A 25,651-nucleotide genomic window follows, 5' to 3' on the forward strand; every position below is an offset into this window, starting at 1 on the left:
ATTCGAGCCCCGCGGTGCGGGAGCGAACCATCATTCGCTCACCTTCACTACGCCGCGAGGCACGCATGCAAACCTTCCCTTCCACCACCGTTTCGATCCAGCGCGACACGCGGGCCTGGCAGTTCCAGGTCTGGGCTTCGTTCGCGGCCGCCGTGTTCCTGTGCGCCACCGGCCTGAGCTGGCTGCCGGGCGGGGCGCTGGACCGCGCGTTCATGGTGATGGGCTATGTGTTCTGCCTGAGCACCGCCTTCATGCTGGCCAAGTTCGTGCGCGACAGCCAGCAGGCAGGCGCCGGCGGCACGGCAGCGAGCCGCGACGTGCCGATGTGGCGCCTGGTGGTCTGGGGCAGCTTCTTCACCGCGATGAGCCTGACCGGCTGGGGCCTGGTCCGCATGGAGATCAACGACGCCTACAAGGCCTTCCTCGGTGTGAGCTGGCTGTTCCTCATCAGCTCGGCCTTCACGCTGGCCAAGACGCTGCGCGACCGCCACGAAGCCGACCTGATCGAGGCGCGCCTGCAGGGCCGCCGCGCCGCCCGCCAGGAAGCCGCTGCCGCCGGCTCGGCCGAATGAGCGCCGCCTTCTTCTTCATCATCCATCCACGAAAGACCGCCATGAAAAAATCCGTTGCTGCGCTTCTGGTTGCCGCCTGCACCGCTTTCGCGGGCGCCGCGCTGCCCTTCCATGCCCAGGCGCAGAGCGAGGCTTCGGCCGCGCTCTCGCTGCTGCCGGTGGCCTCGGTCGTGGGCGCTGCCTCCGCGGTGGGTGCCTCCGCCACGGCCGTGGTCGCGCTGCCCGCCGCACTCTCGGTGGGCGGCTCGATGCTCACGGTGGTGGCGGTCGAGGCCTCGGCCGATGGCACCGTCTACCTGCTGGAGCGTGCCTCGGACGGCGCGCGTGCCAGCGTCAAGGTAATGGGACGCGCGGCCAACGGCGTGTCGGCGGCGGTGGGCACGGGCGTCCTGGTCAGCGTGATCGGCAGCGGCGTCGTGCTGTCGGCCGCGGGCGAGGTGCTGGCCTTCGTGCCCAATGCCATCGGCCGCGCGCTGCTGCACAACGAGAGGCTGTCGTGAAGCGCGCGGTCTTTCCTGCGCTCCTGCTCGCGCTCGCTGTGGCGCTGCCGCTGCAGGCGCAGGCCGGCCGCTCCTGCGAGCAGGCCAGGCCGACCGCCGAACTGATCGTCAAGGGCATGCAGATGGCCGAGCGCAGCTCGCAGCAGCTCGATGCCAGCGGCGCGCGCGCGGTGCTGCTGGCGCGCGCCGGGCAGGACCTGGGCAAGTACGGCCTGCGCTATTCGCACCTGGGCATCGCCTACAAGACCGACGAGGGTCCATGGCGCGTGGTGCACAAGCTCAACCAGTGCGGCAGCGCCGTGGCCGCGGTCTACCGGCAGGGGCTTGGCGAGTTCTTCCTCGACGACCTGTGGCGCTACGAAGCCGCCTGGGTCGTGCCCACGCCCGCCGTGCAGGCGCAGCTGCTGGCCGCGCTCCGCGAGCCGCCTGCGCGCATCGTGCGGCTGAACATCGCGCCCTACAGCATCGTGAGCTACGCCTGGGGGCAGAAGTACCAGCAGTCGAACCAGTGGGCCATCGAGACGCTGGCCGCGGCGATGGAGCCCGCCACCATCAACAGCCGCGCGCAGGCGCAGGCATGGATGCAGTTCAAGGGCTACGAGCCGACCATGCTCAGGCTCGGCCCGCTCACGCGGCTGGGCGGCCGCGTGGGCTCGGCCAACGTGGCCTTCGACGACCATCCGAACGAGAAGCGGTTCTCGGACCGCATCGAGACAGTGACGGTCGACTCGGTGTTCGCATGGATGCCGCGCGCGGGGCTCGGCGCGGCGCCGGTGGCGTTCAAGCTGCCATAAGAAATCTCTCTCTCCTACCGAAAGAATGAAATGAGCAAGTCACTGCGTCTGTCCGAAAAATGGTTTCGCCGCGGGCTCTGGCTCGTGGCGCTGGCGTTCGCGAGCTTCCTGATCGGGCTCGGCGGCGCCGTCGTGGACGACCTGCCGCGGGTCGAGCGGGCGCTCGAGCTCGACGACTTCATCGACCGCCCCGCGGCCGAGCCGCTGCGCAGCACGATCAAGGCATCGGAGGCCGCCGAGCTGCAGGCGACGCGGCAGCTGGAGCAGGTCCGCCTGCAGCAGAGCGCCGCGCGGCAGGCCAGCGCCAACGCGCGCGAGACCTTCGGCAACTGGATCGCCACTCGGCGCGCCACCGCGCAGCCCGACCAGGACACGGAGCTGATCGCACGCACCAAGCAGCTCGATGCCTTCAAGCAGAAGGAAGACGAGGTCCAGCGCCTGGTGAATGCGCAGCAGCAGGTCGTGCTCGACGCGCGCCAGGCCGAGCAGCGCGCCCGGGAGGCGCTGTCGCTGCTGGAGCGCGATGCGCGGGAAAAGCTCGGCGCCGAGTACCGCCGTGTCGAACTGCGCGTGTTCGCCTACCGCTTGGCGCTCACGCTGCCGCTGCTGGTCGTGGCGGGCTGGCTGTTCGCAAAGAAGCGCAAGAGCACCTACTGGCCCTTTGTCTGGGGCTTCATCTTCTTTGCGCTGTTCGCCTTCTTCGTCGAGCTGGTGCCGTACCTGCCGAGCTACGGCGGCTATGTGCGCTACGTGGTGGGCATTCTGGTCACGGTGCTCGTGGGGCGCTATGCGATCGTGGCGCTCAACGCCTACCTCGCGCGCCAGAAGCTCGCCGAGCAGCAGCCCGACCAGGTGCGGCGCGAGGAGCTCAGCTACGACGTCGCGCTTGCGCGGCTCGGCAAGGGCGTGTGCCCCGGCTGCGAGCGCCCGGTGGACCTGAAGAACGGCGAGATCGACTTCTGCCCGCACTGCGGCATCGGCCTGTTCGACCACTGCGGCCAGTGCGAAACGCGCAAGAGCGCGTTCTCGAAGTTCTGCCATGCCTGCGGCACCTCCGCGGCCGCAACGCAGGCGCCGCACACACCTGTGACCGGCACTGCGCAATCGGTCACGCCGGGCGCACCGGTTCAGCCGGCCACGTAGCGAAAGCGCCGCACGGTCGTGCTACAACCCCGGGCTGCGTCACGCAACGCCGTGCCGCGGGTTTTCCCATTCACATTGACGGAGCACACCCATGAGCATTTTCGGCAAGATTTTTTCCAAGATTTTTCCGTCGGCCAACGCCGCTGAAGTCGTCGCCGCACCGCCGGCGGCTGCACCCGGCGCGCCGGCCGCTGTTGCACCGCCGCCTGCGATCCCACTGGGCGACGTGCCCGCCGTCCTGGACGCGATGCCTGGTGCCGCCGGCCTGAACTGGCGCACCTCGATCGTCGACCTGCTCAAGTTGCTGGGCCTGGACAGCAGCCTCGCCGCGCGCAAGGAACTGGCCAGCGAAATTCTCTACAGCAACGGCGAACCGGGTTCGGCCGAATGGAACATCGGCCTGCACAAGCAGGTGATGACTCGCATCGCCGCCAATGGCGGCACGCTGCCAGCCGAACTGCGCGACTAAATAAAGGCGGCTTCTGCCGAAAAAGGAATTTCCAGGAACACCGCGGAACCGGCTTTGCCGGGCCGCTGGTGTTGCCCCCGGTAGGGGGAAGGCGTAGCGACACGAAGTGCGCGAAGACTGGGGGCGAGCCTATTTATGTCCAGCCGGCATCCACCACGTAGTCCTGCGCGGTGCACATCTTCGAATCGTCGGCCGCCAGGAACAGCGCCATCGCGGCGATGTCTTCCGCCATCACGCGCCCCGGCAGGCATTGCGCCGCATCGATCTCCGCGGCCGATTCGGGCTTGACCCACAGCTTGATCTGCCGCTCGGTCATCACCCAGCCCGGCACGATCGAATTGACGCGGATGTTCTCTTTGCCCAGGTCGCGCGCCAGCGAGCGCGTGAGGCCGCGCGCGGCCGCCTTGCAGGCCTGGTAGACCGGGTAGCCGCGGCCCTTGATCATCCAGCTGATCGAGCCGAAGTTGATGATCGAGCCGCCGCCCAGCGCGCGCATGTCGTCGGCGACGGCCTGCGCGGCAAAGAACTGGTGCTTGAAGTTGACGGCCACGAGGCGGTCGAAGTCTTCGCTGGTGACCTCGGCCATCTCGTGGCGCCGGTCGTTGGCGGCATTGTTGAGCAGCACGCCGATCGGGCCGAATTGCGCGCGCACCGCGGCAATGGTGGCCGCGAGCGCCGCCGTGTCGGTCACGTCGCATTCGCGGAACAGCGCGGGCGTGTCGCCCTGCAGCTGCGCCGCGAGCGCGGTACCGGCGGCCGTGTCGAGATCGCAGAAGCCGACCTTCGCGCCCTGCGCATGGAAGGCCCGCACCAGCGCCTCGCCGATGCCGCTCGCACCGCCGGAGATGAAGACGGTGCGGCCGGCCAGCGAGGGATAGCGGGCGGTGTAGGACGAAAGTGGTGAGGCGTCGGTGGTCATGTGAGTGCAGCAACGGCGATGGACACGGGCGGCAAGCGTACCGGATGGGCGTGCCCCTGCCGCGCGAGGGGCCGCCGGCCGGCGTATGGCTTACGGCGAATGGCCGGCGCGGCCGTGCGTGGCTACGCTTCTTCTCCATGACGACGAACACGCTTCCCCGCCGCACCCTTCTTGGGTTCGCGCTTCTTCCCGCCGCGCTGGCGGTGCGCCCGGTGCGCGCCCAGGCGGCGGCCTCCATGCAGCTCTTCAAGGTGGTCTCGCCGCGCGACGAGGTGATCGTGGGCGCCGATGCGGCGCAGCTGGGCCCGGGCTCCAGCCCGGCCGTGGAGCGGCTGGCCGCTCAGCTCGCGGCCAAGGGCCAGCTCACGCTGTGGCAGTACGCCTCGCACAAGGACGCGGGCGGCACGCTGGTGCAGGCGCCGCTCAGGCAGATCGTGGTGTTCAGGAACGAGCTGCTGCGCATCGAGCCCTACGCCACGCCGCTCGCCATACAGCCGCCGAAGTAGCCCTGCGCCTCAGATGCCGCGCGCGCGCTCCGACTTGAAGCGCGCGCGGAATTCCGCGAAGGTGCCCGCCTCGAGCGATTCGCGGATCTCGCGCATCAGGTTCAGGTAGTAGTGCAGGTTGTGGATGGTGGCGAGCATCGGCCCGAGCATCTCGGCGCAGCGGTCGAGGTGGTGCAGGTAGGCACGGCTGAAGCCCTCGCGCCCGCCGTCGTTCCAGCTCACGCCCGAGGTGCCCGCGCAGGCATGGCAGGTGCAGCTCGGGTCGATGGGCTGCGGATCGCTCTTGTGGCGCGCATTGCGCATCTTCAAGTCGCCGAAGCGCGTGAACAGCGTGCCGTTGCGCGCATTGCGGGTCGGCATCACGCAGTCGAACATGTCGACGCCGTCGGCCACGCCCTGCACCAGGTCTTCGGGCGTGCCCACGCCCATCAGGTAGCGCGGCTTGTTCGCGGGCAGCCGGTGCGGCGTGTGGCCCATGATGTGCAGCATCTCTTCCTTGGGCTCGCCCACGCTCACGCCGCCGATGGCGTAGCCCGGAAAGTCCATCTCCACCAGCGCCGCGAGCGATTCCTCGCGCAGGTTCTCGAACATGCCGCCCTGCACGATGCCGAACAGCGCGTTCGGATTCTGGAGCCGCGCGAACTCGTGCTGGCAGCGCTTGGCCCAGCGCAGGCTCAGCTCCATCGAGATGCGCGCCTCGGCCTCGGTCGTGATGTGGCCCTTGGTGTCGTAGGGCGTGCACTCGTCGAACTGCATCACGATGTCGCTGTTGAGGATAGTCTGGATCTGCATCGAGACCTCGGGCGTGAGGAACAGCTTGTCGCCGTTGACGGGCGAGGCGAACTTCACGCCTTCCTCGCTGATCTTGCGCATCGCGCCCAGCGACCAGACCTGGAAGCCGCCCGAGTCGGTGAGGATGGGCTTGTTCCATTTCTCGAACGAATGCAGCCCGCCGAAGCTGGCCATCACGTCGAGGCCGGGGCGCATCCACAGGTGGAAGGTGTTGCCCAGGATGATCTGCGCGCCCATTTCCTCGAGGCTGCGCGGCATCACGCCCTTGACGGTGCCGTAGGTGCCCACGGGCATGAAGATCGGCGTCTGCACCACGCCATGGTTGAGCGTGAGCGTGCCGCGGCGCGCGTGGCTCGCGGGATCGGTCTTGAGAAGTTCGAACTTCAGGCGCGGCAGGGAGGACGTGGTGTCGGTCATTTCTGGGGGGCGGCGCCGGTGTCCGGCAGCAGCATCAGGATGGTACGGTTGAAGTCTTCGACGGCGAGCAGGCGGCCCTGCCGGTCGACGGTGATGCCGGTGGGCCGGCCCATGGGCCGCACGCCCGCCTTGGGGCTCCAGCCGGCGAGCCATTCGATCGGCTTGCCCGACGGCAGGCCGCGCGCATCGAGCTTGTAGCCCACCACGCGGTGGCCGGGCGGCTGGTGGCCGCGCCAGGCAACCAGCAGCTGGCCCGCGAAGCGGCTGCCCGCGGGCCCGGTGATCATCTGCAGCGGCGCGGCGTGCGCGGGCCAGAGCATCAGCGGCGCCTCGGTGGCCTTGCAGCCCTGCCGGTTCTCGTAGCCGCGCGCGGGCTGGCGGTTGCCCACGCAATAGGGCCAGCCGTAGTCGCGCCCGGCCTGCAGCCGGTTCAGCTCTTCGGGCGGCTGGCCCACGTCTTCGTAGTCGATGGAGTTCTCGCCCTGCAGCACGGTGCCCTTGGCGGGGCCGTCCGGCAGCACGGTCAAGGCGACCGAGTTGCGCAGGCCGGTGGCAAAGGGCTTGAAGCTCTGCAGCTTGTGGTCCGGCCCGGCGAGCACGGCCTCGTACACCGCGGCGCGCGGCTTCGGTCCGGCCAGGTCGGGGCAGGGCAGCGGGTATTGCTTCGACGAGGCATCGCGGCAGGCATCGGAGTCGGAGCCGACGTTGACGTAGAGCCGTCCGTCCGGGCCGAAGGCCAGTTCCTTGAGCGGATGCGTGCCGTCGCCCGGCAAGCCGTCGATCACCGTTTCGCGCTGCAGCGCGCCGCCGGGCGAAGAAGGGATGGGTGTGCGCCAGATCATGCCCGACTCGCCGATGTAGATCCTGCCGTCGGGTCCGGCGGCAAGGCCGAGCGGCCGGTCGAGCTGCTCGGCCAGCACGCTGAAGCGCGCGCGCCGCGGCGCCGGGCCCTCGGTGGGCAGCACCATCTCGAGCAGGCGGCCGCGGCGCGGCTCCCACGAGCCCATGTCGACGACCCAGTAGCGGCCCGGCGCCACCTCGAGGATGCGCCGGGGCGCACGCAGGCCCTGGGCCTCGTCGGCCAGCAGCGCGACGCAGGTGCCCGCGGGGCTGCCGATGTCCAGCCGCGCATAGCCGCCGCACAGACCCTGCGGCGTGTAGCCGCGTGCTTGGACGGCCACGGGCAGCAGCAGCGCGCATCCGAATGCGATCGCGGCCAGCGAGGAGCGGATGGTGTTGAGGGGTTTCATGCGGGAGCAGCGCGCGCCAGCAGCATGGCGTCGCCGTAGCTGAAGAAGCGGTAGTGCTGCGCGATGGCGTGGGCATAGAGCGCCATCACGCGTTCATAGCCCGCAAAGGCCGAGACCAGCATCATCAGCGTGCTCTTGGGCAAGTGGAAGTTGGTGACCAGCAGGTCGACATGCTCGAACACGAAGCCCGGCGTGATGAAGATGCGCGTGTCGCCCGCGGCCTCGCCGCTCTTGGCCCACGATTCGAGCGTGCGCACGGTGGTGGTGCCGACCGCGACCACGCGGCCGCCGCGCGCCTTGCACTCGGCAATCGCGCGCTGTGTGGCCTCGGGCACTTCGTAGCGCTCGGCGTGCATCGTGTGCTCTGCAATGTTCTCGGTCTTGACCGGCTGGAAGGTGCCGGCGCCCACGTGCAGCGTGACGCTGGCGCGCTGCACGCCCCGCGCTTCGAGTTCGGCCAGCAGCGCCTCGTCGAAATGCAGTGCGGCGGTCGGCGCAGCCACGGCGCCGGGCACGCGCGCGAACACGGTCTGGTAGCGACGCTCGTCGTCGGCCGAATCGCTGTGCGTGATGTAGGGCGGCAGCGGCACGTGGCCGCAGCGGGCCATCAATGCGTACGGGTCCTCGCCGGCATCGCTCTCGAAAGCGAAGCGGAACAGCGCGCCGTCTTCCTCCGGCCAGCGGCCCAGCAGCGTGGCGCGAAAGCCGCCGACCATCTGCAGCATCGTGCCCACGGGCGGCTTCTTGCTGACCTTCATGTGCGCCACCACTTCTTGCCCCTGCAGCACGCGCTCGACCAGCAGTTCGAGCTTGCCGCCGGTCGGCTTCTCGCCGAACAGGCGCGCCTTGACCACGCGCGTGTCGTTGAAGACCAGCAGGTCGCCCGCGCGCAGCAGCGAGGGCAGGCTCTTGAAGATGCGGTCGGCCGGGGTGCTGCCGGTGCCGTCGAGCAGACGGGAGGCGGTGCGTTCGGAGGCCGGGTGTTGTGCCACCAGCTCGGGCGGCAAGTCGAAATCGAAATCGGAAAGCGTGAAGGCGCGCATGGTGCTTGAGGGCCGGACGGGCCCGTGCCAAGGAGGCGTGGAAGATGAGCGAGACGTGGCCGGAGCCGGGCAGAATTGTCCCATGCCCGCTTCCGCGAAGTCCGTGCCGCCCGAAAAGACCACAAGCCCGCCCGCTGCCGCTCCGGCCGCGCCCGGGGCCGGGCTGAGCGCCGTGCAGCGCGCGCTGCGCAAGCTCGGCCTGGTGCGCGACATCGACTTCGCGCTCTACCTGCCGATGCGCTACGAAGACGAGACGCGCATCGTGCGCCTGGCCGACACGCGCGACGGCGACATGGCGCAGGTCGAGGGCGTGGTGACCGAATGCGAGGTGGTGTTCCGCCCGCGCCGGCAGCTGATCGCCACCATCGACGACGGCAGCGACACCTGCCAGCTGCGCTTCTTCAATTTCTACCCCTCGCAGCAGAAGCAGCTGGCCGTCGGCGCGCGCGTGCGCGTGCGGGGCGAGATGCGCGGCGGCTTCGTCGGGCGGCAGATGATGCATCCCACCGTCAAGGCGGCCGGCACGGCATTGCCGCAGGCACTGACGCCGGTCTACTCGACCATTGCCGGGCTGCCGCAGCCGGTGCTCCGGCGCGAGGTGCGCTCGGGCCTGGCTCGCGCGGTGCTCGACGAGACGATCCCCGTGCAGATCGGATGGCGCGGCGCCTGGGACCTGCGCAGTTCGCTGACCTTCCTGCACTACCCGACACCCGATGTGGCCATGGCCACGCTGGAAGACCACAGCCATCCGGCATGGCAGCGCATCAAGGCGGAAGAGCTGCTCGCGCAGCAGCTCTCGCAATTGCAGGCGCGGCTGGAGCGCGCGGCGCAGCGGGCGCCGATGCTGCCTTCCTCGGCCGAGCCGCAGGCGAGCTCGCTGCATGCGCAACTGCTCGCGGTGCTGCCCTTCGGCCTGACCGGCGCGCAGCAGCGCGTGGGCGAGGAAATCACGCGCGACCTCGGCCGCGAGATCCCGATGCACCGGCTGCTGCAGGGTGACGTGGGCTCGGGCAAGACCGTGGTGGCGGCGCTCGCGGCGGCGCGCTGCATCGATGCGGGCTTCCAGTGCGCGCTGATGGCGCCGACCGAGATCCTCGCGGCCCAGCACTTCGGCAAGCTGGTCGGCTGGCTCGATCCACTGCTGGCCGAGCGCGGCCTGCGCGTGGCCTGGCTCACCGGCAGCCAGAAGAAGAAGGAGCGCGACGCAATGTCGGCCGCGGTCGAGAGCGGCGAGGCGGCGCTGGTCATCGGCACCCATGCCGTCATTTCGGAGAAGGTGCGCTTCAAGAACCTCGCATTGGCGATCATCGACGAGCAGCACCGCTTCGGCGTGGCGCAGCGGCTCGCGCTGCGCGGCAAGGCCGTGGGCCATCTCGAGCCGCACCTGCTGATGATGAGCGCCACCCCGATCCCGCGCACGCTGGCGATGAGCTACTACGCCGACCTGGACGTTTCCACGCTCGACGAGCTGCCGCCGGGCCGCACGCCCATCGTCACCAAGCTGGTGGCCGACCACCGGCGCGAGGAGGTGATCGACCGCATCCAGGCGCAGATCGCGCAGGGCCGGCAGGTCTACTGGGTCTGCCCGCTGATCGAGGAGAGCGAAGCGGTCGACCTGCGCAACGCCACCGAGACGCGCGACGAGCTCGCCGATGCGCTCGGCGCGGCCGTCAACGTCGGGCTGCTGCATTCGCGCATGCCCACGGCCGAGAAGCAGGCGGTGATGGCCGCCTTCACGGCCAACGAGATCCAGGTGCTGGTGAGCACCACGGTGATCGAGGTGGGCGTGGACGTGCCGAACGCCTCGCTGATGGTGATCGAGCATGCCGAGCGCTTCGGGCTCTCGCAGCTGCACCAGCTGCGCGGCCGCGTGGGCCGCGGCGCCGCGGCCTCGGCCTGCGTGCTGCTCTACGCGCCGGGCGACAGCGGCCGTGTCGGCGAAGCGGCCCGCGCCCGGCTCAAGGCCATGGCCGAAACCAGCGATGGTTTCGAGATCGCGCGGCGCGACCTCGAGATCCGCGGCCCCGGCGAATTCCTGGGTGCGCGCCAGTCGGGCGCGCCGCTGCTGCGCTTTGCCGACCTCAGCACCGACACGATGCTGCTCGACTGGGCGCGCGAACTCGCGCCGCTGATGCTCGACAAGCACCCCGACCTGGCCCAGCGCCACATCGACCGCTGGCTCGGCACCAAGGCCGAGTACCTGAAGGCCTGAAGGCCTCGCTCAGGCGGCGGGGCGGCGCGTGAAGGCCAGCAGCAGCCCGAAGCCGACCATCATGCTGCCGCTCACCTTGTTGAACCAGCGCATCGCGCGGCTGCCGTTGGCGAGCCGGCGCATGCGGGCGCCGAGCATCGCGTAGAGCGCGATCGCAACCACTTCGAGCAGCAGGAAGGTGGTGCCCAGCAGCAGGTAGCTGGTGGCATAGGCCCCCGGCACCACGAACTGCGGAAAGAAGGCCGTGAACACCAGGATCGCCTTGGGATTGCCCGCCGCCACGGTGAACTCCTGGCGCACCAGCGCGCGCATCGAGGGCGGCGCGGCCGCGTCCGCTGCCTGCGCTTCGGCCGCCGGCGCCGGGGCGCGCAGCAGGCGGACGCCGATCCACACAAGGTAGGCGGCGCCGATGTACTTGATGACGTCGAAGGCCAGCTCCGACGCGACCAGCACCGCGCCCATGCCCAGGCCCGCGATGGCGATCATGATGGCGAAGGCCGCGAGGCGCCCGCCGGCCGCGATGACCGCCGGCGAAACGCCGTGGCGCGCGCCGTTGGTGACCGACAGCAGGTTGTTGGGGCCGAAAGCCATGTTGATGGCGAAGCAGGCCGGCAGGAACAGCAGATAGGTGGACAAGGTCATGGCTGCACCGGTGTCGATGGGGCCACCATTATCCGCAGGCCGACCCCAGAGAACGCTCGGTCACGGACGCTTGCGCATAATTGAAGCAAGCTATGACTCTCACCGAACTCAAATACATCGTCGCAGTGGCCCGCGAACGGCACTTCGGCAAGGCGGCCGAGGCCTGCTACGTCTCCCAACCCACCCTCTCGGTGGCCATCAAGAAGCTCGAGGACGAACTCGAGGTCAAGCTCTTCGAGCGCAGTGCCGGCGAAGTCACCGTCACGCCGCTCGGCGAGCAGATCGTGCAGCAGGCGCAGAGCGTGCTCGACCAGGCCGCCAGCATCAAGGAAATCGCCAAGCGCGGAAAAGACCCGCTGGCCGGCCCGCTGAACCTCGGCGTGATCTACACCATCGGGCCCTACCTGCTGCCCGACCTGGTGCGCCAGGTGATTGCGCGCACGCCGCAGATGCCGCTGGTGCTGCAGGAGAACTTCACCGCCAAGCTGCTCGAGATGCTGCGTGCCGGCGAGATCGACTGCGCGATCATGGCCGAGCCCTTCCCCGACACCGGCCTGGCCATGGCGCCGCTGTACGACGAGCCCTTCATGGCGGCGCTGCCCACGAAGCACAAGTTCGCCGACCGCGAATCGGTCACTTCGGAAGAGCTGCAGAACGAGACCATGCTGCTGCTGGGCACCGGCCACTGCTTTCGCGACCACGTGCTCGAGGTCTGCCCCGAGTTCGCGCGCTTCTCGAGCAACGCCGAGGGCATCCGCAAGAGCTTCGAGGGCTCGTCGCTCGAGACCATCAAGCACATGGTGGCATCGGGCATGGGCGTGACGCTGGTGCCGCGCCTGTCGGTGCCGGCCGAAGCCCTCAAGCCCAAGGTCAAGGGACGCAAGGAGCCCGAGCAGATGGTGCGCTACCTGCCGGTGCGCGACGCGCAGGACCGCGATCCGCCGACGCGGCGCGTGGTGCTGGCCTGGCGCCGCACCTTCACGCGCTACGAGGCAATCGCGGCCTTGCGCAACGCGATCTATGCCTGCGAGCTGCCGGGCGTCAAGCGGCTGTCGTAGAGGCAAAGACGAGAATTTGGCCTACGCGGCGGCCGTTCGAATTCGTTGATCGCCGGGATAGAGTGGCGCTGTTGCGAAGCCGCGGGTCGGCTTTCAGAATAACGGCGTGTTCCGCAAAACCTGAAGAAAGAATTTCCAGCCATGGCCAAAGCATCGAAGAAAGCATCGTCGTCCGGCAAGGTGCCCAAGAAGGGCGCCGCCGTGGTGGCGCAGGAATCGGGCAGCCGCAATGCGCCCCTCATCAACATCGGCATCGAGCGCCAGGACCGCGCCGCGATTGCCGAGGGCCTGAGCCGCGTGCTGGCCGACACCTACACGCTCTACCTCACGACCCACAACTTCCACTGGAACGTGACGGGGCCGCACTTCAACTCGCTGCATGCGATGTTCATGGGCCAGTACACAGAGCTCTGGGGCGCCACCGACATCATTGCCGAGCGCATCCGCGCGCTGGGCCACTACGCACCGGGCTCCTACGCCGAGTTCAGCAAGATCGCCACCGTGCCCGACGTGCCCCAGACCCCGCCCAAGGCGATGGAGATGGTGCGCATCCTGGTCAAGGGCCACGAAACCGTGTCGCGCATCGCACGCGAATTCATCCCCGTGGCCGAGGAAGCCGGCGACGACCCGACGGCCGACATGCTGACCGCGCGCTGCACCGTGCACGACCAGACCGCATGGATGCTGCGTTCGCTGCTCGAGGACTGACCCTCCGAGCCCGCGAACCCAGGAGCGGCACAATGGCCGCTCTTTTTTTGCCCGCCGCATGCTTGCCCGCCGTTTTGCGCTCTATCTCGACCTGATCCGCTGGAACCGCCCCGCCGGCTGGCTGCTGCTGCTGTGGCCCACGCTGGGCGCGCTCTGGTTCGCGGCCGAAGGCTGGCCGGGCTGGCACCTGCTGGCCGTGTTCGTGCTGGGCACCATCCTGATGCGCAGCGCAGGCTGCTGCGTCAACGACGTGGCCGACCGCGACTTCGACCGCCACGTGAAGCGGACCGCCCAGCGGCCGGTGACCAGCGGCGCGGTCTCGGTCAGGGAGGCGCTCGCGCTGGGCGCGGTGCTGGCACTCCTGGCTTTCGGGCTGGTGCTCACGACCAACCGGCTCACCATCCTGTGGTCGTTCGCGGCGCTGGCCATCACGCTGGCCTATCCCTTCGCCAAGCGCTTCGTGTCGGTCCCGCAGGCGGTGCTCGGCATCGCCTTCAGCTTCGGCATCCCGATGGCTTTTGCGGCGGTGCAAGCCAGCGTGCCCGTGTTCGCCGCCTGGCTGCTGGCCGGCAACCTGTTCTGGGTGCTGGCCTACGACACCGAGTACGCGATGGTCGACCGCGACGACGACCTCAAGATCGGCATGAAGACCTCGGCCATCACCTTCGGCCGCTTCGACGTGGCGGCGGTGATGCTGAGCTACGCGGTCTTCCTGGCGGTCTGGACCTGGGCCGGCGCGAGCCGGTCGCTGGGGGCCCCGTTCTTCGCGGGGATCGCCGTGGCCGCGGGACAGGCCGCCTGGCACTGGCGGCTGATCCGCGAGCGCACGCGCGACGGCTGCTTCAAGGCCTTCCGGCTGAACCACTGGCTCGGCTTCACCGTGTTTGCCGGCATCGCGGCCGGCTACGCCCTTCGCTAGCTAGAAAGACAGGACGCACATGCTCGATCGCCTGACGCAGAAGATCGGCCAGGAAGGCCTGTCCGGATGGCACCTCATCACGCAGGAGATGGTCGACCGGTACGCGGCGCTCTCGGGCGACGGCGAGGGCGAATGGATCCACCTCGATCCGGAGCGCGCCGTCCGCGAGGCGAACTACGGCGGAACGATCGTGCCGGGCTTCTTCCAGGTGTCGCACCTGATCCGGCTGACCGGCGAGGCCATGCGGACGCTGCTGCCCTTCGATGCGAACCACGCGCTGAACTATGGATTCGACCGCTTGCGCTTCGTCAGGCCGATGCCCGTCGGCGCGCGCTTCCGGGCGCGTGTGCGCATTCTCGAGGCGACGCCCAAGCCCGGAGAGAGCTTCCTGCTGAAGGAGGCGGTGCTGCTGGAGCTCGAGGACGGCACCGTCACGCTGGCGGCCGAGTGGCTGGTCTTCCTCGGGCCGCGCGCACTGGCGGCCTGACGAGGCTCAGGCGCGGCCGAATTCGTCGCCCAGCTCGGCGGCGCGCTTCTGCGCCGCACGGATGGCGGCCTTGAACTTCGCCTTGACGTCGGCGCCCTCGAGCGCGCTGATTGCCGCGTGGGTGGTGCCGCCCTTGGAGGTCACGCGTTCGCGCAGCACCGACGGCGGCTCGGTGGCGCTGTGCGCAAGTGCCGAAGCGCCGGTGAAGGTGCCGATGGCCAGCCGCTGGGCCTGCTCGAGCGGCAGGCCCATCTCGACGCCGGCTTCGGTCATCGCTTCGATGAAATAGAAGACGTAGGCCGGGCCGGAGCCCGACATGGCCGTCACCGCATCGAGCGCGGCTTCGTCGTCGACCCAGAGCAGCTCGCCGGTCGGCGCCAGCAGCTGCCCGACCAGGGAGCGGTCGGCGGCCTCCACCGCGGCCCGCGCAAAAAGGCCGGTCATGCCCTGGCCCACCAGCGCCGGCGTGTTGGGCATGGCGCGCACCACGCGTTCGCTGCCGAGCCAGCGCGCGATGCTGCCCGACGGAATGCCGGCCGCCACGCTCAGGTGCAGTGCGTTGGCCGCGAATGCGCGCACCGGGACCGCCGCGTCCGCGAAAGTCTGCGGCTTGACCGCCCACACCACCACCGAGCAGCGCGAAAGGGCGTCGCCGGCCTCGGCGTGAGCGGCAATGCCGAAGGATTGCGCGAGCTTGGTGCGGGCCTCCTCGAAGGGCTCGACCACCTCGAAGCTGCCGGCGGGCGTACCCTGCTTGATGAGGCCGCCGATGATGGCACTGGCCATGTTGCCGCCGCCGATGAAGGCGATCGGAGGCAGCGGCGGCGGTGCGGTGCGGGGCAGGAAGGTGACGGCGATGGTCATGGTCGGTCGGTGTATTCGAATGCCGCAAACTGGGTTGTCTGCAGCGGGTTGAAATTGTCGTCGCTCACGACCACCAGCATGCGCTTGCCGTCCGAAAGCGGCGGTCCCCAGCACATGCCCTCGGTGTTGTCGAGGCGCGAAAGGCCGAGCCAGGCGAAGTCAGCGACCAGGGTCTTCGGCGCGGCGCGGTGGTTGTCCGCGGCGAGCGCGTCGATGGCCAGCACGTCGGTGGCGTTGCGGGTATCGATCTCGTACAGGCGCAGCGAGTTTCCGGCGCCGGTGGCATAGGCGCGTTCCAGCACCAGCATGCGGTCGGCGTCGAGCATCAGGATCTCGCTGATGCCGTTGTCCGCATGGCTGCCGGGAATGAGCGGCCGCAGCGGGATCGCATCGGGCACATAGGCGATCTGGCGCGTGGCCTGGCCGGTCTCCAGGTCGATCCGGGTCAGCCGGCAGGGACCGCCCGGCGCCTTCGTGGTGGGAACCGGGCCGTCCTGGATCAGCGCGTTTTCCATGCCAAGCCAGGCGTGGCGGCCGTCGGGCGGCAGCGCAAGGCCCTCGAGGCCCAGGTTGTCGCGCGGGCCGCGGCGCCGGGCCGGATCGGGGTTGAACATGGCCGGCAGCGCGAACTCGCGCAGCAGGCGGCCGTCGCGCGCCGATTCGTACAAGGCCGGGCCGAATCCCCGGCCCACATCGCCTTCGCTCGTCCAGAGCAGGGTTCCGGCGCCTGGGCGCAGGCGCAGCGATTCGGGGTCCGGAACCGGGGTGCCGGGCTCGGCGCGGCGCCGCGCAGGCCAGGGACCGCCGCCCGGGCGTTGCAGCTGCACGACACCCTTCGGTTCGGGTGGCTGCGCCCAGGGAGGCGCCCATTGCGCCGCATAGAAACGCGCAGGATCGAGGTCTGACCGATCATCGCTGAGCAGCAGGTACTCACTTCTTTTTGCATCGTAGTCGATGCCCGAGAGGCCGCCGGCGGTCGTGCCCTGTATATTCAGCCGGTGCGGCCAGTGCGCCTCGGCAAGGCGGCGCAGCCGCTGTGGCCCCGCCGGCGGAATGGCCGGACTGCGGCAGCCGGCCAATCCCAGCCCTGCGAGCCCCGCCGCCATGGCGCCCGCCCCCGCCAGCAGCCGGCGGCGCATGGGCGATATGGGGCCTGGATCGAAGGTGCGCACGCCGCCGAGTCTAGTTCCAGTTCGATTCGATCTCAGAAGGCAGTTGACATGCCTTGGCCTGCGTGCAACAATCGCAGGCTTCGCTTCAAAAGGCGAAGCTTTCAGCCCAAAGCGGAAGTGCCTCGAGTGGTTCGAGGTGCGGACGACGGGCCCAAGACTGACCGCAGCGTTTCCCTCCCGGAGGCGCATCGGTACAAGTTGGGAACTACTAGCAATGATCCAAACTGAATCCCGGCTCGAAGTGGCCGACAACACAGGCGCGAAGTCCGTCCTGTGTATCAAGGTGCTCGGTGGCTCCAAGCGGCGTTATGCCAGCGTGGGCGACGTCATCAAGGTGAGCATCAAGGAAGCCGCTCCGCGTGGTCGCGTCAAAAAGGGCGAGATCTACAGCGCAGTGGTGGTCCGCACCGCCAAGGGCATCCGTCGCGCCGACGGTTCGCTCGTCAAATTCGATGGCAACGCAGCCGTGTTGCTCAACGCCAAGCTGGAGCCGATCGGCACCCGCATCTTCGGACCGGTGACGCGCGAGCTGCGCACCGAAAAGTTCATGAAGATCGTGTCGCTGGCCCCCGAAGTTCTCTAAGGACAACAACGCCATGAACAAGATTCGCAAAGGCGACCAGGTCATCGTGTTGGCCGGGCGCGACAAAGGCAAGCGCGGCACCGTCTCGCTGCGCAAGGATGATTCGCACCTCGTCGTCGAGGGCGTGAACATCGTCAAGAAGCACGCCAAGCCGAACCCCCTCAAGGGTACGACCGGCGGCATCGTCGAGAAGACCATGCCCATCCACCAATCCAACGTGGCGATCTTCAATGCCGCGACCGGCAAGGCCGATCGCGTGGGCATCAAGATCACCCAGGGTGCTGACGGCAAGCGCGTGGCTGTTCGCGTCTTCAAGTCCAGCGGCGACGAAATCAAGTTCGCCTAAGAGGTACTCACATGGCACGTCTCCAACAACACTATCGCGAAAAGATCGCGAAAGACCTGACGGAAAAGTTCGGCTACAAGTCGCCGATGCAGGTCCCCCGCCTCACCAAGATCACGCTCAACATGGGCGTGGGTGAAGCTGTCGCCGACAAGAAGGTCCTGGACAACGCAGTTGCCGACCTGACCAAGATCGCCGGCCAGAAGCCCGTGGTCACCAAGTCGAAGAAGGCCATCGCCGGTTTCAAGATCCGCGAAAACCAGCCGATCGGCTGCATGGTCACGCTGCGTGGCGTGCAGATGTATGAGTTCCTGGACCGTTTCGTGACCATCGCGCTGCCGCGTGTTCGCGACTTCCGCGGCATTTCCGGCCGTGCGTTCGACGGCCGTGGCAACTACAACATCGGCGTCAAGGAACAGATCATTTTCCCCGAGATCGAATACGACAAGGTCGATGCCCTGCGCGGTCTCAACATCAGCATCACGACGACGGCCAAGACCGACGAAGAAGCCAAGGCGCTTCTCGCTGGTTTCCGTTTCCCGTTCAAGAACTGAGGCGCACCGTGGCTAAACAATCCCTGATCCAACGCGAACTCAAGCGCGACAAGCTGGTCGCCAAGTACGCTGCGAAGCACGCGGAACTGAAGGCAATCTCCAACGACCTGAAGAAGAGCGACGAAGAGCGCGCTGCTGCCCGCCTGGGCCTGCAGAAGCTTCCGCGCAACGCGAACCCCACGCGCCAGCGCAACCGTTGCGAAATCACCGGTCGCCCCCGTGGCACCTTCCGTCAATTCGGTCTGGCCCGCGCCAAGATCCGCGAACTGGCCTTCAATGGCGACATCCCCGGTGTCACCAAGGCCAGCTGGTAAGCCAGGCAGGAGCAAACAACATGAGCATGAGTGATCCCATTGCCGACCTGCTGACGCGTATCCGTAACGCGCAGATGGTGGCGAAGCCCACTGTGTCGGTCCCGTCTTCCAAGGTGAAGATCGCGATCTCGCAGGTCCTGAAGGACGAAGGCTATATCGACGGTTTCCAGGTCAAGACCGAAGACGGCAAGACCGAACTCGTCATTACCCTGAAGTACTACGCTGGCCGTCCGGTCATCGAGCGCATCGAGCGCGTGAGCCGTCCCGGCCTGCGCGTCTACAAGGCCAGTGCTTCCATTCCGCAAGTCCAGAACGGCCTGGGCGTCGCGATCGTCACGACCCCCAAGGGCGTGATGACCGACCGCAAGGCGCGCGCTACCGGTGTCGGTGGCGAAGTGCTGTGCTACGTCGCCTAACCGAGACATCGAGGAGTAACTGAAATGTCCCGAGTAGGAAAAATGCCGATCACCATCCCCGCAGGCGTGGATGTGTCGATCAAGGAAGACCAGATCAGCGTCAAGGGCACGGGCGGCACGCTCAACCTTGCACGCAACCCCCTGGTCAAGGTCGTCAGCAACGACGGCAAGCTGAATTTCGAGCCCGCCAACGAGTCGCGTGAAGCGAACGCGATGAGCGGCACGATCCGCCAGCTGGTGAACAACATGGTGGTTGGCGTGACCAAGGGCTTCGAGAAGAAGCTCAACCTGGTCGGCGTCGGCTACAAGGCTGCAGCGTCCAACAACAAGTTGAACCTGCAAGTCGGCTATTCGCACCCGGTCAACATCGACATGCCCCAAGGCATCACGGTGGCCACTGCAACGCCGACCGAAATCGTGATCAAGGGTGCTGACCGTCAGCGCGTTGGTCAAATCGCCGCTGAGATCCGCGCTGTTCGTCCGCCTGAGCCCTACAAGGGCAAGGGCATCCGTTATTCGGACGAGAAGATCGTGATCAAAGAGACCAAGAAGAAGTAAGGGGCAGCAAAATGATGTTGACCAAAAAAGCACAGCGTCTTCGCCGCTCGCGCCAGACCCGCATCCGCATCGCGACGCAGGGCGTGGCCCGTCTGACGGTGAACCGCACCAACCTGCACATCTATGCCACCGTCATCTCCGACGACGGCACCAAGGTGATCGCCACCGCATCGACGGCCGAAGCCGAAGTGCGCGCTGCGCTCGGCGGTTCGGGCAAGGGCGGCAATGCCGCCGCTGCAACGGCCATCGGCAAGCGCATCGCTGAAAAGGCGAAGGCTGCCGGCGTCGAGAAGGTCGCCTTCGACCGCGCTGGTTTCGCGTACCACGGCCGCGTCAAGGCGCTGGCCGACGCTGCCCGCGAAGCCGGCCTGCAGTTCTAAACGGACACGAGATTCAAAATGGCAAAGATTCAAGCAAGAACGCAGAACGAAGGCCCTGAAGACGGTTTGCGCGAGAAGATGATCGCGATCAACCGCGTCACCAAGGTGGTGAAGGGTGGTCGTATCCTCGGTTTCGCAGCACTCACCGTCGTGGGCGACGGCGACGGCCGCGTCGGCATGGGCAAGGGCAAGTCCAAGGAAGTGCCTGCTGCCGTGCAGAAGGCGATGGAAGAAGCCCGTCGCAACCTGGCCAAGATCTCGATCAAGAACGGCACGCTGCATCACCGCGTGACGGGCCACTGGGGCGCTGCCTCGGTGGTCATGATCCCGGCCCCGAAGGGTACCGGCATCATCGCCGGCGGCCCGATGCGCGCCGTGTTCGAAGTCATGGGCATCACCGACATCGTGGCCAAGAGCCATGGTTCGTCGAACCCCTACAACATGGTTCGCGCCACGCTCGACGGGTTGAAGAACTCGACGACCGCGTCCGAAGTGGCTGCCAAGCGCGGCCTGACCGTCGAAGAAATCTTCGCCTGAGCGCAAGCTCTCGCAAGGCTGAAGGAAGCATTCAAATGACGACGCAACAACAAACCCTCAAGGTGCAATTGGTCAAGAGCCCGATTGGCACCAAGGAATCGCATCGCGCGACCGTGCGTGGCCTCGGCCTGCGCAAGCTCAACAGCGTGAGCGAGCTGCAGGACACCCCGGCGGTGCGCGGCATGATCAACAAGATCAGTTATCTGGTCAAAGTTCTGTAAGAGAGACTGATATGGAACTCAATGGCATCAAGCCGGCAGCTGGCGCCAAGCACGCCAAGCGCCGCGTCGGCCGCGGTATCGGCTCCGGTATCGGCAAGACCGCAGGCCGTGGTCACAAGGGTCAGAAGTCGCGCGCAGGCGGCTTCCACAAGGTCGGCTTCGAAGGCGGTCAAATGCCGCTGCAGCGCCGCCTGCCCAAGCGCGGCTTCAAGTCGCACCTGCTGAAGTTCAACGCCGAAGTCACGCTGACTGCCCTCGAGCAGCTCGGCCTGGCCGAAGTGGACATCCTGGCGCTCAAGCAAGCCGGCCTCGTGGGCCAGCTCGCCAAGGTCGTCAAGATCGTCAAGACCGGTGAACTCACCAAGGCCGTCAAGCTGACGGGCGTGGGTGCAACCGCTGGTGCCAAGGCTGCGATCGAAGCAGCCGGCGGCAGCGTCGCCTGATCACACTGGACTGAAAGAAGTTCTTCGTGGCAACTAACGCGGCAACGATCGCAAAGACAGGCAAGTTCGGCGACCTGCGTCGCCGGCTCGTCTTCTTGCTGCTCGCGCTCGTGGTCTATCGGATCGGCGCGCACATTCCTGTGCCGGGCATCAACCCGGACCAGCTGGCGGCGTTGTTCCAGGGCCAGCAGGGCGGCATCCTGAGCCTGTTCAACATGTTCTCGGGCGGGGCGCTGTCGCGCTTCACCGTGTTCGCGTTGGGGATCATGCCGTACATCTCGGCGTCGATCATCATGCAGCTGATGACCTACGTGCTTCCGACCTTCGAGCAATTGAAGAAGGAAGGCGAGGCCGGCCGCCGCAAGATCACGCAGTACACGCGCTATGGCGCGCTCGGCCTGGCCCTGTTCCAGTCGTTCAGCATTGCAGTGGCGCTCGAGTCTTCGGCCGGCCTGGTCATCTCGCCCGGTTTCGGCTTCCGCCTGACCGCCATGGTGAGCCTCACGGCAGGTTCGATGTTCCTGATGTGGCTCGGCGAGCAGATCACCGAACGGGGCCTGGGCAACGGCATCTCGATCCTGATCTTTGCAGGTATCGCGGCCGGTCTGCCCAACGCCATCGGCGGCCTCGCTTCGCTGGTGACGACCGGTGCGATGAACCCGATCATTGCGCTGTTCATCATCGCGATCGTGGTGCTGGTCACCTACTTCGTGGTGTTCGTCGAACGCGGCCAGCGCAAGATCCTCGTGAACTATGCGCGGCGCCAGGTCGGCAACAAGGTCTATGGCGGCCAGTCGTCGCACCTGCCGTTGAAGCTGAACATGGCCGGTGTGATTCCGCCGATCTTCGCCTCCTCGATCATCCTGCTGCCCGCAACGGTGGTCGGCTGGTTCAGCACCGGCGAAGGTGGTTTCGGCTGGATCAAGGACGTGGCCGGCGCTCTGCGTCCGGGCGAGCCGATCTACGTGCTGCTGTACGCTGCCGCGATCGTTTTCTTCTGCTTCTTCTACACGGCACTCGTGTTCAACAGCAAGGAAACGGCCGACAACCTGAAGAAGAGCGGTGCATTCATTCCGGGCATCCGTCCGGGTGACCAGACCGCTCGCTATATCGACAAGATTCTGGTTCGCCTGACGTTGGCTGGCGCGGTGTACATCACCTTCGTCTGCCTGCTGCCCGAGTTCCTGATCCTGAAGTACAACGTCCCGTTCTACTTCGGTGGTACCTCCCTGCTGATCATCGTGGTCGTCACGATGGACTTCATGGCCCAGGTGCAAAACTACATGATGTCCCAGCAGTACGAATCGCTGCTGAAGAAGGCCAACTTCAAGACATCGTAGGGCTGTGAGTTTCAGTATTGAGAATTTGGGTGTGGGCGGTGTACCGCCACGTTAAACAGTTTTAGGAGAATGAAATGAGAGTTTCGGCTTCGGTCAAAACCATCTGCCGTAATTGCAAGGTCATCCGCCGTAAAGGTGTGGTGCGTGTGATTTGCACCGACCCGCGCCACAAGCAGCGCCAGGGTTGATTGAAGAGTATTAGAGGACGCACATGGCACGTATTGCTGGCATCAACATTCCGCCGCACAAGCACGCTGAAATCGGCCTGACCGCCATCTTCGGCATCGGTCGCACCCGCGCCCGTCAGATCTGCGAAGCGAGCGGCATCGAATATTCGAAGAAGATCAAGGACCTGACTGACGCCGATCTCGAAAAGATCCGCGACCAGATCGCCTTGTTCACCATCGAAGGCGATCTGCGTCGCGAGACGACGATGAACATCAAGCGTTTGATGGACATCGGCTGCTATCGCGGCTTCCGTCACCGTCGCGGCCTGCCGATGCGCGGCCAGCGCACGCGCACCAATGCCCGCACCCGCAAGGGTCCGCGCAAGGCAGCGCAGTCCCTGAAGAAATAAGGATAGACCAGCATGGCTAAAGCACCTGCAAACAACGCCGCACAGCGCGTTCGCAAGAAGGTTCGCAAGAACGTTGCGGACGGCATCGCCCACGTGCATGCCTCGTTCAACAACACCATCATCACGATCACCGATCGCCAGGGCAATGCCCTGTCGTGGGCTTCGTCGGGTGGCCAGGGCTTCAAGGGCTCGCGCAAGTCGACCCCGTTCGCTGCGCAGGTGGCTTCCGAAGTGGCCGGCCGTGCTGCTGTCGAACAAGGCATCAAGAACCTCGACGTCGAGATCAAGGGCCCCGGCCCCGGTCGCGAATCGTCGGTGCGCGCACTGGCTGCGCTCGGCATCCGGATCAATTCCATTGCCGACGTGACGCCCGTTCCGCACAACGGCTGCCGTCCCCAGAAGCGTCGCCGCATCTGATCGTCAGTCCGCAAGGCGCAGCCGGCTTTTGAGCGGCTGCGCATTTGTTTTTTTACTAAGCCCACCGCCATCCGCGTCTTCGCCGATGGCTCCCGCAGGCAACTGCGGCAGATGACACAAAGGAAAAATCGTGGCACGCTACCTCGGCCCCAAGGCCAAACTCTCCCGCCGTGAAGGCACCGACCTGTTCCTCAAGAGCGCCCGCCGCTCCATCCAGGACAAGGCCAAGTTCGATTCCAAGCCCGGCCAGCATGGCCGCACTTCGGGTCAGCGTACCTCCGACTACGGCCTGCAGCTGCGCGAAAAGCAGAAGGTCAAGCGCATGTACGGCGTGCTCGAGAAGCAGTTCCGCCGCTACTTCGAAGAAGCCGACCGCCGCCGTGGCAACACCGGCGCCAACCTGCTGTTCATCCTCGAATCGCGCCTGGACAACGTCGTCTACCGCATGGGCTTCGGCTCGACGCGCGCCGAAGCACGCCAGCTCGTGTCGCACAAGGCGATCACGGTGAATGGCCAGTCGGTCAACATCCCGTCGTACCTGGTGAAGACCGGCGACGTGATCGCCGTTCGCGACAAGTCGAAGAAGCAGACCCGCATTGCCGAAGCGCTCCAGCTCGCCCAGCAGGTCGGTATCCCGGCCTGGGTCGAAGTGAACGCCGACAAGGCCGAAGGTACCTTCAAGAAGGTGCCCGATCGCGACGAATTCGCAGCTGACATCAACGAATCGCTGATCGTCGAACTGTACTCGCGCTAAGCGGGCGACAACGGGCCGCGCTTTGCGGTCCGCTTTTGATTTTTTTGTTCCCATCGGGAGGCACTCCCGACGGGTGCTTCACCAGCCTTACCGGTGTAACGAGCCGGGGGTATTGAGAGGAAGTCTGCATGCAAACCACCCTGCTGAAACCCAAGACCATCCAGGTCGAGCAACTTGCCGCCAACAAGGCCAAGGTCACGCTCGAGCCTTTCGAGCGCGGCTACGGCCACACGCTCGGCAACGCGCTGCGCCGCGTCCTGCTGTCGTCGATGGTCGGTTATTCGGCCACTGAAGTCACGATCGCCGGCGTGCTGCACGAGTACTCGTCGATCGATGGCGTGCAGGAAGATGTCGTCAACATCCTGCTGAATCTCAAGGGCGTGGTGTTCAAGCTCCACAACCGCGACGAAGTCACGCTGAGCCTGCGCAAGGACGGCGAAGGCCCGGTGCTGGCGTCGGACATCCAGACACCGCACGACGTCGAGATCATCAACCCCGACCACGTGATCGCGCACCTGTCGCAAGGCGGCAAGCTCGATATGCAGATCAAGGTCGAAAAGGGCCGCGGCTACGTGCCCGGCACGATGCGCCGCTATGCCGACGAGCCGACCAAGTCGATCGGCCGCATCGTCTTGGACGCCTCGTTCTCGCCCGTCAAGCGCGTGAGCTACACGGTCGAAAGCGCCCGTGTCGAACAGCGTACCGACCTGGACAAGCTGCTGGTCGAGATCGAAACCAACGGTGCGATCACGGCCGAAGACGCCGTGCGCGCCTCGGCTAAAATCCTGGTCGAACAGCTGGCCGTGTTCGCGCAGCTCGAAGGCGGCGAACTGGCTGCATTCGATGCGCCGGCACCGCGCAGCGCACAGCAATTCGACCCGATCCTGCTGCGCCCTGTCGACGAGCTCGAGCTCACCGTGCGTTCGGCCAACTGCCTGAAGGCCGAAAACATCTACTACATCGGCGACCTGATCCAGCGCACCGAGAACGAGCTGCTCAAGACCCCGAACCTGGGTCGCAAGTCGCTCAACGAAATCAAGGAAGTGCTTGCCTCGCGCGGCCTGACCTTGGGTATGAAGCTTGAAAGCTGGCCGCCGGCCGGCCTCGACAAGCGTTGATTTTTGAAAATTGAGCCCCTGAGGGCTCGTGCCCGGGCAGTACCTGATACGGCTGCCTGTTTAATAAAGTAAAGGAAAGCACCATGCGTCACGGACACGGACTCCGCAAACTCAACCGCACCAGCTCGCACCGCCTTGCGATGCTGCAGAACATGATGAATTCGCTCATCGAGCACGAAGTCATCAAGACCACGGTCCCCAAGGCCAAGGAACTGCGCCGCGTCATCGAACCGATGATCACGCTCGCCAAGAAGCCCACGGTTGCCAACAAGCGCCTGGCCTTCGACCGCCTGCGCGACCGCGACAGCGTCGTCAAGCTCTTCGGCGAACTCGGCCCGCGCTTCGCAGCGCGTCCGGGCGGCTACACCCGCATCCTGAAGATGGGTTTCCGCGTTGGCGACAATGCACCCATGGCACTGGTCGAACTGGTCGACCGTCCTGAAATTAAAGAAGAAGCCGCCGAGCAAGGCGCTGCTGAATAAGGTATAATTCCATCTTGCCGCGCGATGGAGCAGCCTGGTAGCTCGTTGGGCTCATAACCCAAAGGTCGCAAGTTCAAATCTTGCTCGCGCAACCAATTTAAAAGGCCCTTTGAATTTCAAAGGGCCTTTTTCTTTGGCCCGCCGATC

35 protein-coding genes and 1 tRNA gene are annotated in these 25,651 nt (G+C 66.5%); 29 read left to right on the forward strand and 7 right to left on the reverse strand.

Translation table 11 applies throughout. From position 1 onward, the window contains the following. The first annotated feature begins 65 nt into the window (after positions 1 to 65). The 5 genes from AC1DSC_RS05145 to AC1DSC_RS05165 all read left to right on the forward strand — a co-directional run bounded on the left by AC1DSC_RS05145 (position 66) and on the right by AC1DSC_RS05165 (position 3,478). Positions 66 to 572, forward strand: coding sequence for a YiaA/YiaB family inner membrane protein (locus AC1DSC_RS05145; protein WP_369663757.1), 507 nt, complete (start codon positions 66 to 68; stop codon positions 570 to 572). 41 nt (positions 573 to 613) lie between these two features. Further along, a complete protein-coding gene (locus AC1DSC_RS05150) occupies positions 614 to 1,072 on the forward strand; it encodes a hypothetical protein (RefSeq protein WP_155736567.1) in 459 nt (152 codons plus the stop codon). Then, complete coding sequence (locus AC1DSC_RS05155) at positions 1,069 to 1,866, forward strand: DUF2145 domain-containing protein (RefSeq protein ID WP_369663756.1); 798 nt, start codon at positions 1,069 to 1,071, stop codon at positions 1,864 to 1,866. The genes AC1DSC_RS05150 and AC1DSC_RS05155 overlap by 4 nt, the downstream gene beginning before the upstream one ends. A gap of 30 nt (positions 1,867 to 1,896) precedes the next feature. Continuing rightward, positions 1,897 to 3,009, forward strand: coding sequence for a serine endopeptidase (locus tag AC1DSC_RS05160; protein WP_369663755.1), 1,113 nt, complete (start codon positions 1,897 to 1,899; stop codon positions 3,007 to 3,009). A 91-nt stretch (positions 3,010 to 3,100) separates the two neighbouring features. Next, positions 3,101 to 3,478, forward strand: coding sequence for a DUF3597 domain-containing protein (locus tag AC1DSC_RS05165; protein ID WP_015867813.1), 378 nt, complete (start codon positions 3,101 to 3,103; stop codon positions 3,476 to 3,478). A 133-nt stretch (positions 3,479 to 3,611) separates the two neighbouring features. On the opposite strand, the gene AC1DSC_RS05170 is transcribed toward AC1DSC_RS05165, so the two are convergent. Then, positions 3,612 to 4,397 (reverse strand): SDR family NAD(P)-dependent oxidoreductase, encoded by a 786-nt coding sequence (locus tag AC1DSC_RS05170; protein ID WP_278877104.1) that lies wholly within the window; start codon positions 4,395 to 4,397, stop codon positions 3,612 to 3,614. A 137-nt stretch (positions 4,398 to 4,534) separates the two neighbouring features. On the opposite strand from AC1DSC_RS05170, the gene AC1DSC_RS05175 reads away from it, so the two are divergent. Next, positions 4,535 to 4,903 (forward strand): hypothetical protein, encoded by a 369-nt coding sequence (locus tag AC1DSC_RS05175; protein ID WP_369663754.1) that lies wholly within the window; start codon positions 4,535 to 4,537, stop codon positions 4,901 to 4,903. A gap of 9 nt (positions 4,904 to 4,912) precedes the next feature. Here AC1DSC_RS05175 and tgt read toward each other — a convergent pair whose 3' ends face one another. The 3 genes from tgt to queA are packed head-to-tail and all read right to left on the reverse strand — an operon-like array spanning position 4,913 to position 8,405. Further along, entirely contained in the window at positions 4,913 to 6,112 is a 1,200-nt protein-coding gene (tgt, locus tag AC1DSC_RS05180) for a tRNA guanosine(34) transglycosylase Tgt (protein WP_369663753.1), read from the reverse strand. Then, the gene (locus tag AC1DSC_RS05185; protein ID WP_369663752.1) at positions 6,109 to 7,362 is read right to left on the reverse strand and encodes a PQQ-dependent sugar dehydrogenase; all 1,254 of its coding nucleotides are present in this window, start codon (positions 7,360 to 7,362) and stop codon (positions 6,109 to 6,111) included. The genes tgt and AC1DSC_RS05185 overlap by 4 nt, the downstream gene beginning before the upstream one ends. Continuing rightward, positions 7,359 to 8,405 (reverse strand): tRNA preQ1(34) S-adenosylmethionine ribosyltransferase-isomerase QueA, encoded by a 1,047-nt coding sequence (gene queA / locus AC1DSC_RS05190; RefSeq protein WP_062364106.1) that lies wholly within the window; start codon positions 8,403 to 8,405, stop codon positions 7,359 to 7,361. Before queA ends, AC1DSC_RS05185 begins: the two co-directional genes overlap by 4 nt. Before the next feature lie 82 nt (positions 8,406 to 8,487). Here queA and recG point away from each other — a divergent pair, with 82 nt between their 5' ends. Continuing rightward, on the forward strand, positions 8,488 to 10,617 hold the full coding sequence (recG, locus tag AC1DSC_RS05195; RefSeq protein ID WP_027730904.1) for an ATP-dependent DNA helicase RecG: 2,130 nt from the start codon (positions 8,488 to 8,490) through the stop codon (positions 10,615 to 10,617). Between the two features lie 9 nt (positions 10,618 to 10,626). Here the strand turns inward: recG and AC1DSC_RS05200 are convergent, their stop codons facing one another. Continuing rightward, on the reverse strand, positions 10,627 to 11,259 hold the full coding sequence (locus tag AC1DSC_RS05200; RefSeq protein ID WP_018905182.1) for a LysE family translocator: 633 nt from the start codon (positions 11,257 to 11,259) through the stop codon (positions 10,627 to 10,629). A 92-nt stretch (positions 11,260 to 11,351) separates the two neighbouring features. Here AC1DSC_RS05200 and AC1DSC_RS05205 point away from each other — a divergent pair, with 92 nt between their 5' ends. From AC1DSC_RS05205 to AC1DSC_RS05220, 4 genes are all read left to right on the forward strand, one after another. Next, on the forward strand, positions 11,352 to 12,317 hold the full coding sequence (locus AC1DSC_RS05205) for a LysR substrate-binding domain-containing protein (protein WP_015867805.1): 966 nt from the start codon (positions 11,352 to 11,354) through the stop codon (positions 12,315 to 12,317). Between the two features lie 141 nt (positions 12,318 to 12,458). After that, positions 12,459 to 13,025 (forward strand): Dps family protein, encoded by a 567-nt coding sequence (locus tag AC1DSC_RS05210; RefSeq protein WP_015867804.1) that lies wholly within the window; start codon positions 12,459 to 12,461, stop codon positions 13,023 to 13,025. Between the two features lie 58 nt (positions 13,026 to 13,083). Then, positions 13,084 to 13,944 carry a 4-hydroxybenzoate octaprenyltransferase gene (ubiA, locus tag AC1DSC_RS05215; RefSeq protein WP_369663751.1) on the forward strand — a complete coding sequence of 287 codons (861 nt, stop codon included), beginning with the start codon at positions 13,084 to 13,086 and terminating at the stop codon, positions 13,942 to 13,944. A gap of 19 nt (positions 13,945 to 13,963) precedes the next feature. After that, entirely contained in the window at positions 13,964 to 14,431 is a 468-nt protein-coding gene (locus tag AC1DSC_RS05220) for a MaoC/PaaZ C-terminal domain-containing protein (RefSeq protein WP_369663750.1), read from the forward strand. 6 nt (positions 14,432 to 14,437) lie between these two features. On the opposite strand, the gene proC is transcribed toward AC1DSC_RS05220, so the two are convergent. Together proC and AC1DSC_RS05230 are read right to left on the reverse strand one after the other, a co-directional pair. Beyond that, a complete protein-coding gene (gene proC, locus AC1DSC_RS05225; protein WP_369663749.1) occupies positions 14,438 to 15,295 on the reverse strand; it encodes a pyrroline-5-carboxylate reductase in 858 nt (285 codons plus the stop codon). Beyond that, on the reverse strand, positions 15,292 to 16,434 hold the full coding sequence (locus AC1DSC_RS05230) for an esterase-like activity of phytase family protein (RefSeq protein ID WP_436288205.1): 1,143 nt from the start codon (positions 16,432 to 16,434) through the stop codon (positions 15,292 to 15,294). The genes proC and AC1DSC_RS05230 overlap by 4 nt, the downstream gene beginning before the upstream one ends. A gap of 247 nt (positions 16,435 to 16,681) precedes the next feature. Between AC1DSC_RS05230 and rplN the strand changes: the two genes are divergently transcribed. The 18 genes from rplN (at position 16,682) to AC1DSC_RS05320 (ending at position 25,599) form a co-directional block, all read left to right on the forward strand. After that, positions 16,682 to 17,050, forward strand: a complete 369-nt coding sequence (gene rplN, locus AC1DSC_RS05235) for a 50S ribosomal protein L14 (protein WP_009124801.1) — start codon at positions 16,682 to 16,684, stop codon at positions 17,048 to 17,050. A 13-nt stretch (positions 17,051 to 17,063) separates the two neighbouring features. After that, positions 17,064 to 17,396, forward strand: coding sequence for a 50S ribosomal protein L24 (rplX, locus tag AC1DSC_RS05240; protein WP_015867799.1), 333 nt, complete (start codon positions 17,064 to 17,066; stop codon positions 17,394 to 17,396). Positions 17,397 to 17,407: 11 nt separating this feature from the next. Continuing rightward, complete coding sequence (gene rplE / locus AC1DSC_RS05245; RefSeq protein ID WP_013544114.1) at positions 17,408 to 17,947, forward strand: 50S ribosomal protein L5; 540 nt, start codon at positions 17,408 to 17,410, stop codon at positions 17,945 to 17,947. Between the two features lie 8 nt (positions 17,948 to 17,955). Further along, positions 17,956 to 18,261, forward strand: coding sequence for a 30S ribosomal protein S14 (gene rpsN, locus AC1DSC_RS05250; protein ID WP_015867798.1), 306 nt, complete (start codon positions 17,956 to 17,958; stop codon positions 18,259 to 18,261). A 20-nt stretch (positions 18,262 to 18,281) separates the two neighbouring features. Beyond that, entirely contained in the window at positions 18,282 to 18,677 is a 396-nt protein-coding gene (rpsH, locus tag AC1DSC_RS05255) for a 30S ribosomal protein S8 (RefSeq protein ID WP_015867797.1), read from the forward strand. 24 nt (positions 18,678 to 18,701) lie between these two features. After that, positions 18,702 to 19,235 (forward strand): 50S ribosomal protein L6, encoded by a 534-nt coding sequence (gene rplF, locus AC1DSC_RS05260; RefSeq protein WP_013544111.1) that lies wholly within the window; start codon positions 18,702 to 18,704, stop codon positions 19,233 to 19,235. Positions 19,236 to 19,249: 14 nt separating this feature from the next. Beyond that, positions 19,250 to 19,615, forward strand: coding sequence for a 50S ribosomal protein L18 (rplR, locus tag AC1DSC_RS05265; protein ID WP_021012927.1), 366 nt, complete (start codon positions 19,250 to 19,252; stop codon positions 19,613 to 19,615). 18 nt (positions 19,616 to 19,633) lie between these two features. Beyond that, a complete protein-coding gene (gene rpsE, locus AC1DSC_RS05270) occupies positions 19,634 to 20,152 on the forward strand; it encodes a 30S ribosomal protein S5 (RefSeq protein WP_015867795.1) in 519 nt (172 codons plus the stop codon). A 35-nt stretch (positions 20,153 to 20,187) separates the two neighbouring features. After that, positions 20,188 to 20,373: a 50S ribosomal protein L30 gene (gene rpmD / locus AC1DSC_RS05275; protein ID WP_009124818.1), complete on the forward strand. Its 186-nt coding sequence runs from the start codon at positions 20,188 to 20,190 to the stop codon at positions 20,371 to 20,373. Between the two features lie 11 nt (positions 20,374 to 20,384). Continuing rightward, positions 20,385 to 20,816: a 50S ribosomal protein L15 gene (gene rplO, locus AC1DSC_RS05280; protein ID WP_015867794.1), complete on the forward strand. Its 432-nt coding sequence runs from the start codon at positions 20,385 to 20,387 to the stop codon at positions 20,814 to 20,816. A gap of 26 nt (positions 20,817 to 20,842) precedes the next feature. Continuing rightward, positions 20,843 to 22,156 carry a preprotein translocase subunit SecY gene (gene secY / locus AC1DSC_RS05285; protein WP_015867793.1) on the forward strand — a complete coding sequence of 438 codons (1,314 nt, stop codon included), beginning with the start codon at positions 20,843 to 20,845 and terminating at the stop codon, positions 22,154 to 22,156. A 74-nt stretch (positions 22,157 to 22,230) separates the two neighbouring features. After that, positions 22,231 to 22,344, forward strand: a complete 114-nt coding sequence (gene rpmJ / locus AC1DSC_RS05290) for a 50S ribosomal protein L36 (protein ID WP_013544106.1) — start codon at positions 22,231 to 22,233, stop codon at positions 22,342 to 22,344. A 23-nt stretch (positions 22,345 to 22,367) separates the two neighbouring features. Then, positions 22,368 to 22,733: a 30S ribosomal protein S13 gene (gene rpsM / locus AC1DSC_RS05295; RefSeq protein ID WP_013544105.1), complete on the forward strand. Its 366-nt coding sequence runs from the start codon at positions 22,368 to 22,370 to the stop codon at positions 22,731 to 22,733. Positions 22,734 to 22,745: 12 nt separating this feature from the next. Further along, complete coding sequence (gene rpsK, locus AC1DSC_RS05300) at positions 22,746 to 23,150, forward strand: 30S ribosomal protein S11 (protein ID WP_009124825.1); 405 nt, start codon at positions 22,746 to 22,748, stop codon at positions 23,148 to 23,150. Positions 23,151 to 23,280: 130 nt separating this feature from the next. Continuing rightward, positions 23,281 to 23,904, forward strand: a complete 624-nt coding sequence (rpsD, locus tag AC1DSC_RS05305) for a 30S ribosomal protein S4 (RefSeq protein WP_013544104.1) — start codon at positions 23,281 to 23,283, stop codon at positions 23,902 to 23,904. A gap of 128 nt (positions 23,905 to 24,032) precedes the next feature. Next, positions 24,033 to 25,022, forward strand: a complete 990-nt coding sequence (locus AC1DSC_RS05310; RefSeq protein ID WP_009124827.1) for a DNA-directed RNA polymerase subunit alpha — start codon at positions 24,033 to 24,035, stop codon at positions 25,020 to 25,022. Between the two features lie 83 nt (positions 25,023 to 25,105). After that, on the forward strand, positions 25,106 to 25,504 hold the full coding sequence (gene rplQ / locus AC1DSC_RS05315) for a 50S ribosomal protein L17 (protein WP_015867792.1): 399 nt from the start codon (positions 25,106 to 25,108) through the stop codon (positions 25,502 to 25,504). A gap of 18 nt (positions 25,505 to 25,522) precedes the next feature. Continuing rightward, positions 25,523 to 25,599 (forward strand) — tRNA-Met (locus tag AC1DSC_RS05320). The last annotated feature ends 52 nt before the right edge of the window (positions 25,600 to 25,651 follow it).

The sequence above is a fragment of the Variovorax sp. 01N425 genome (genome assembly GCF_056399465.1).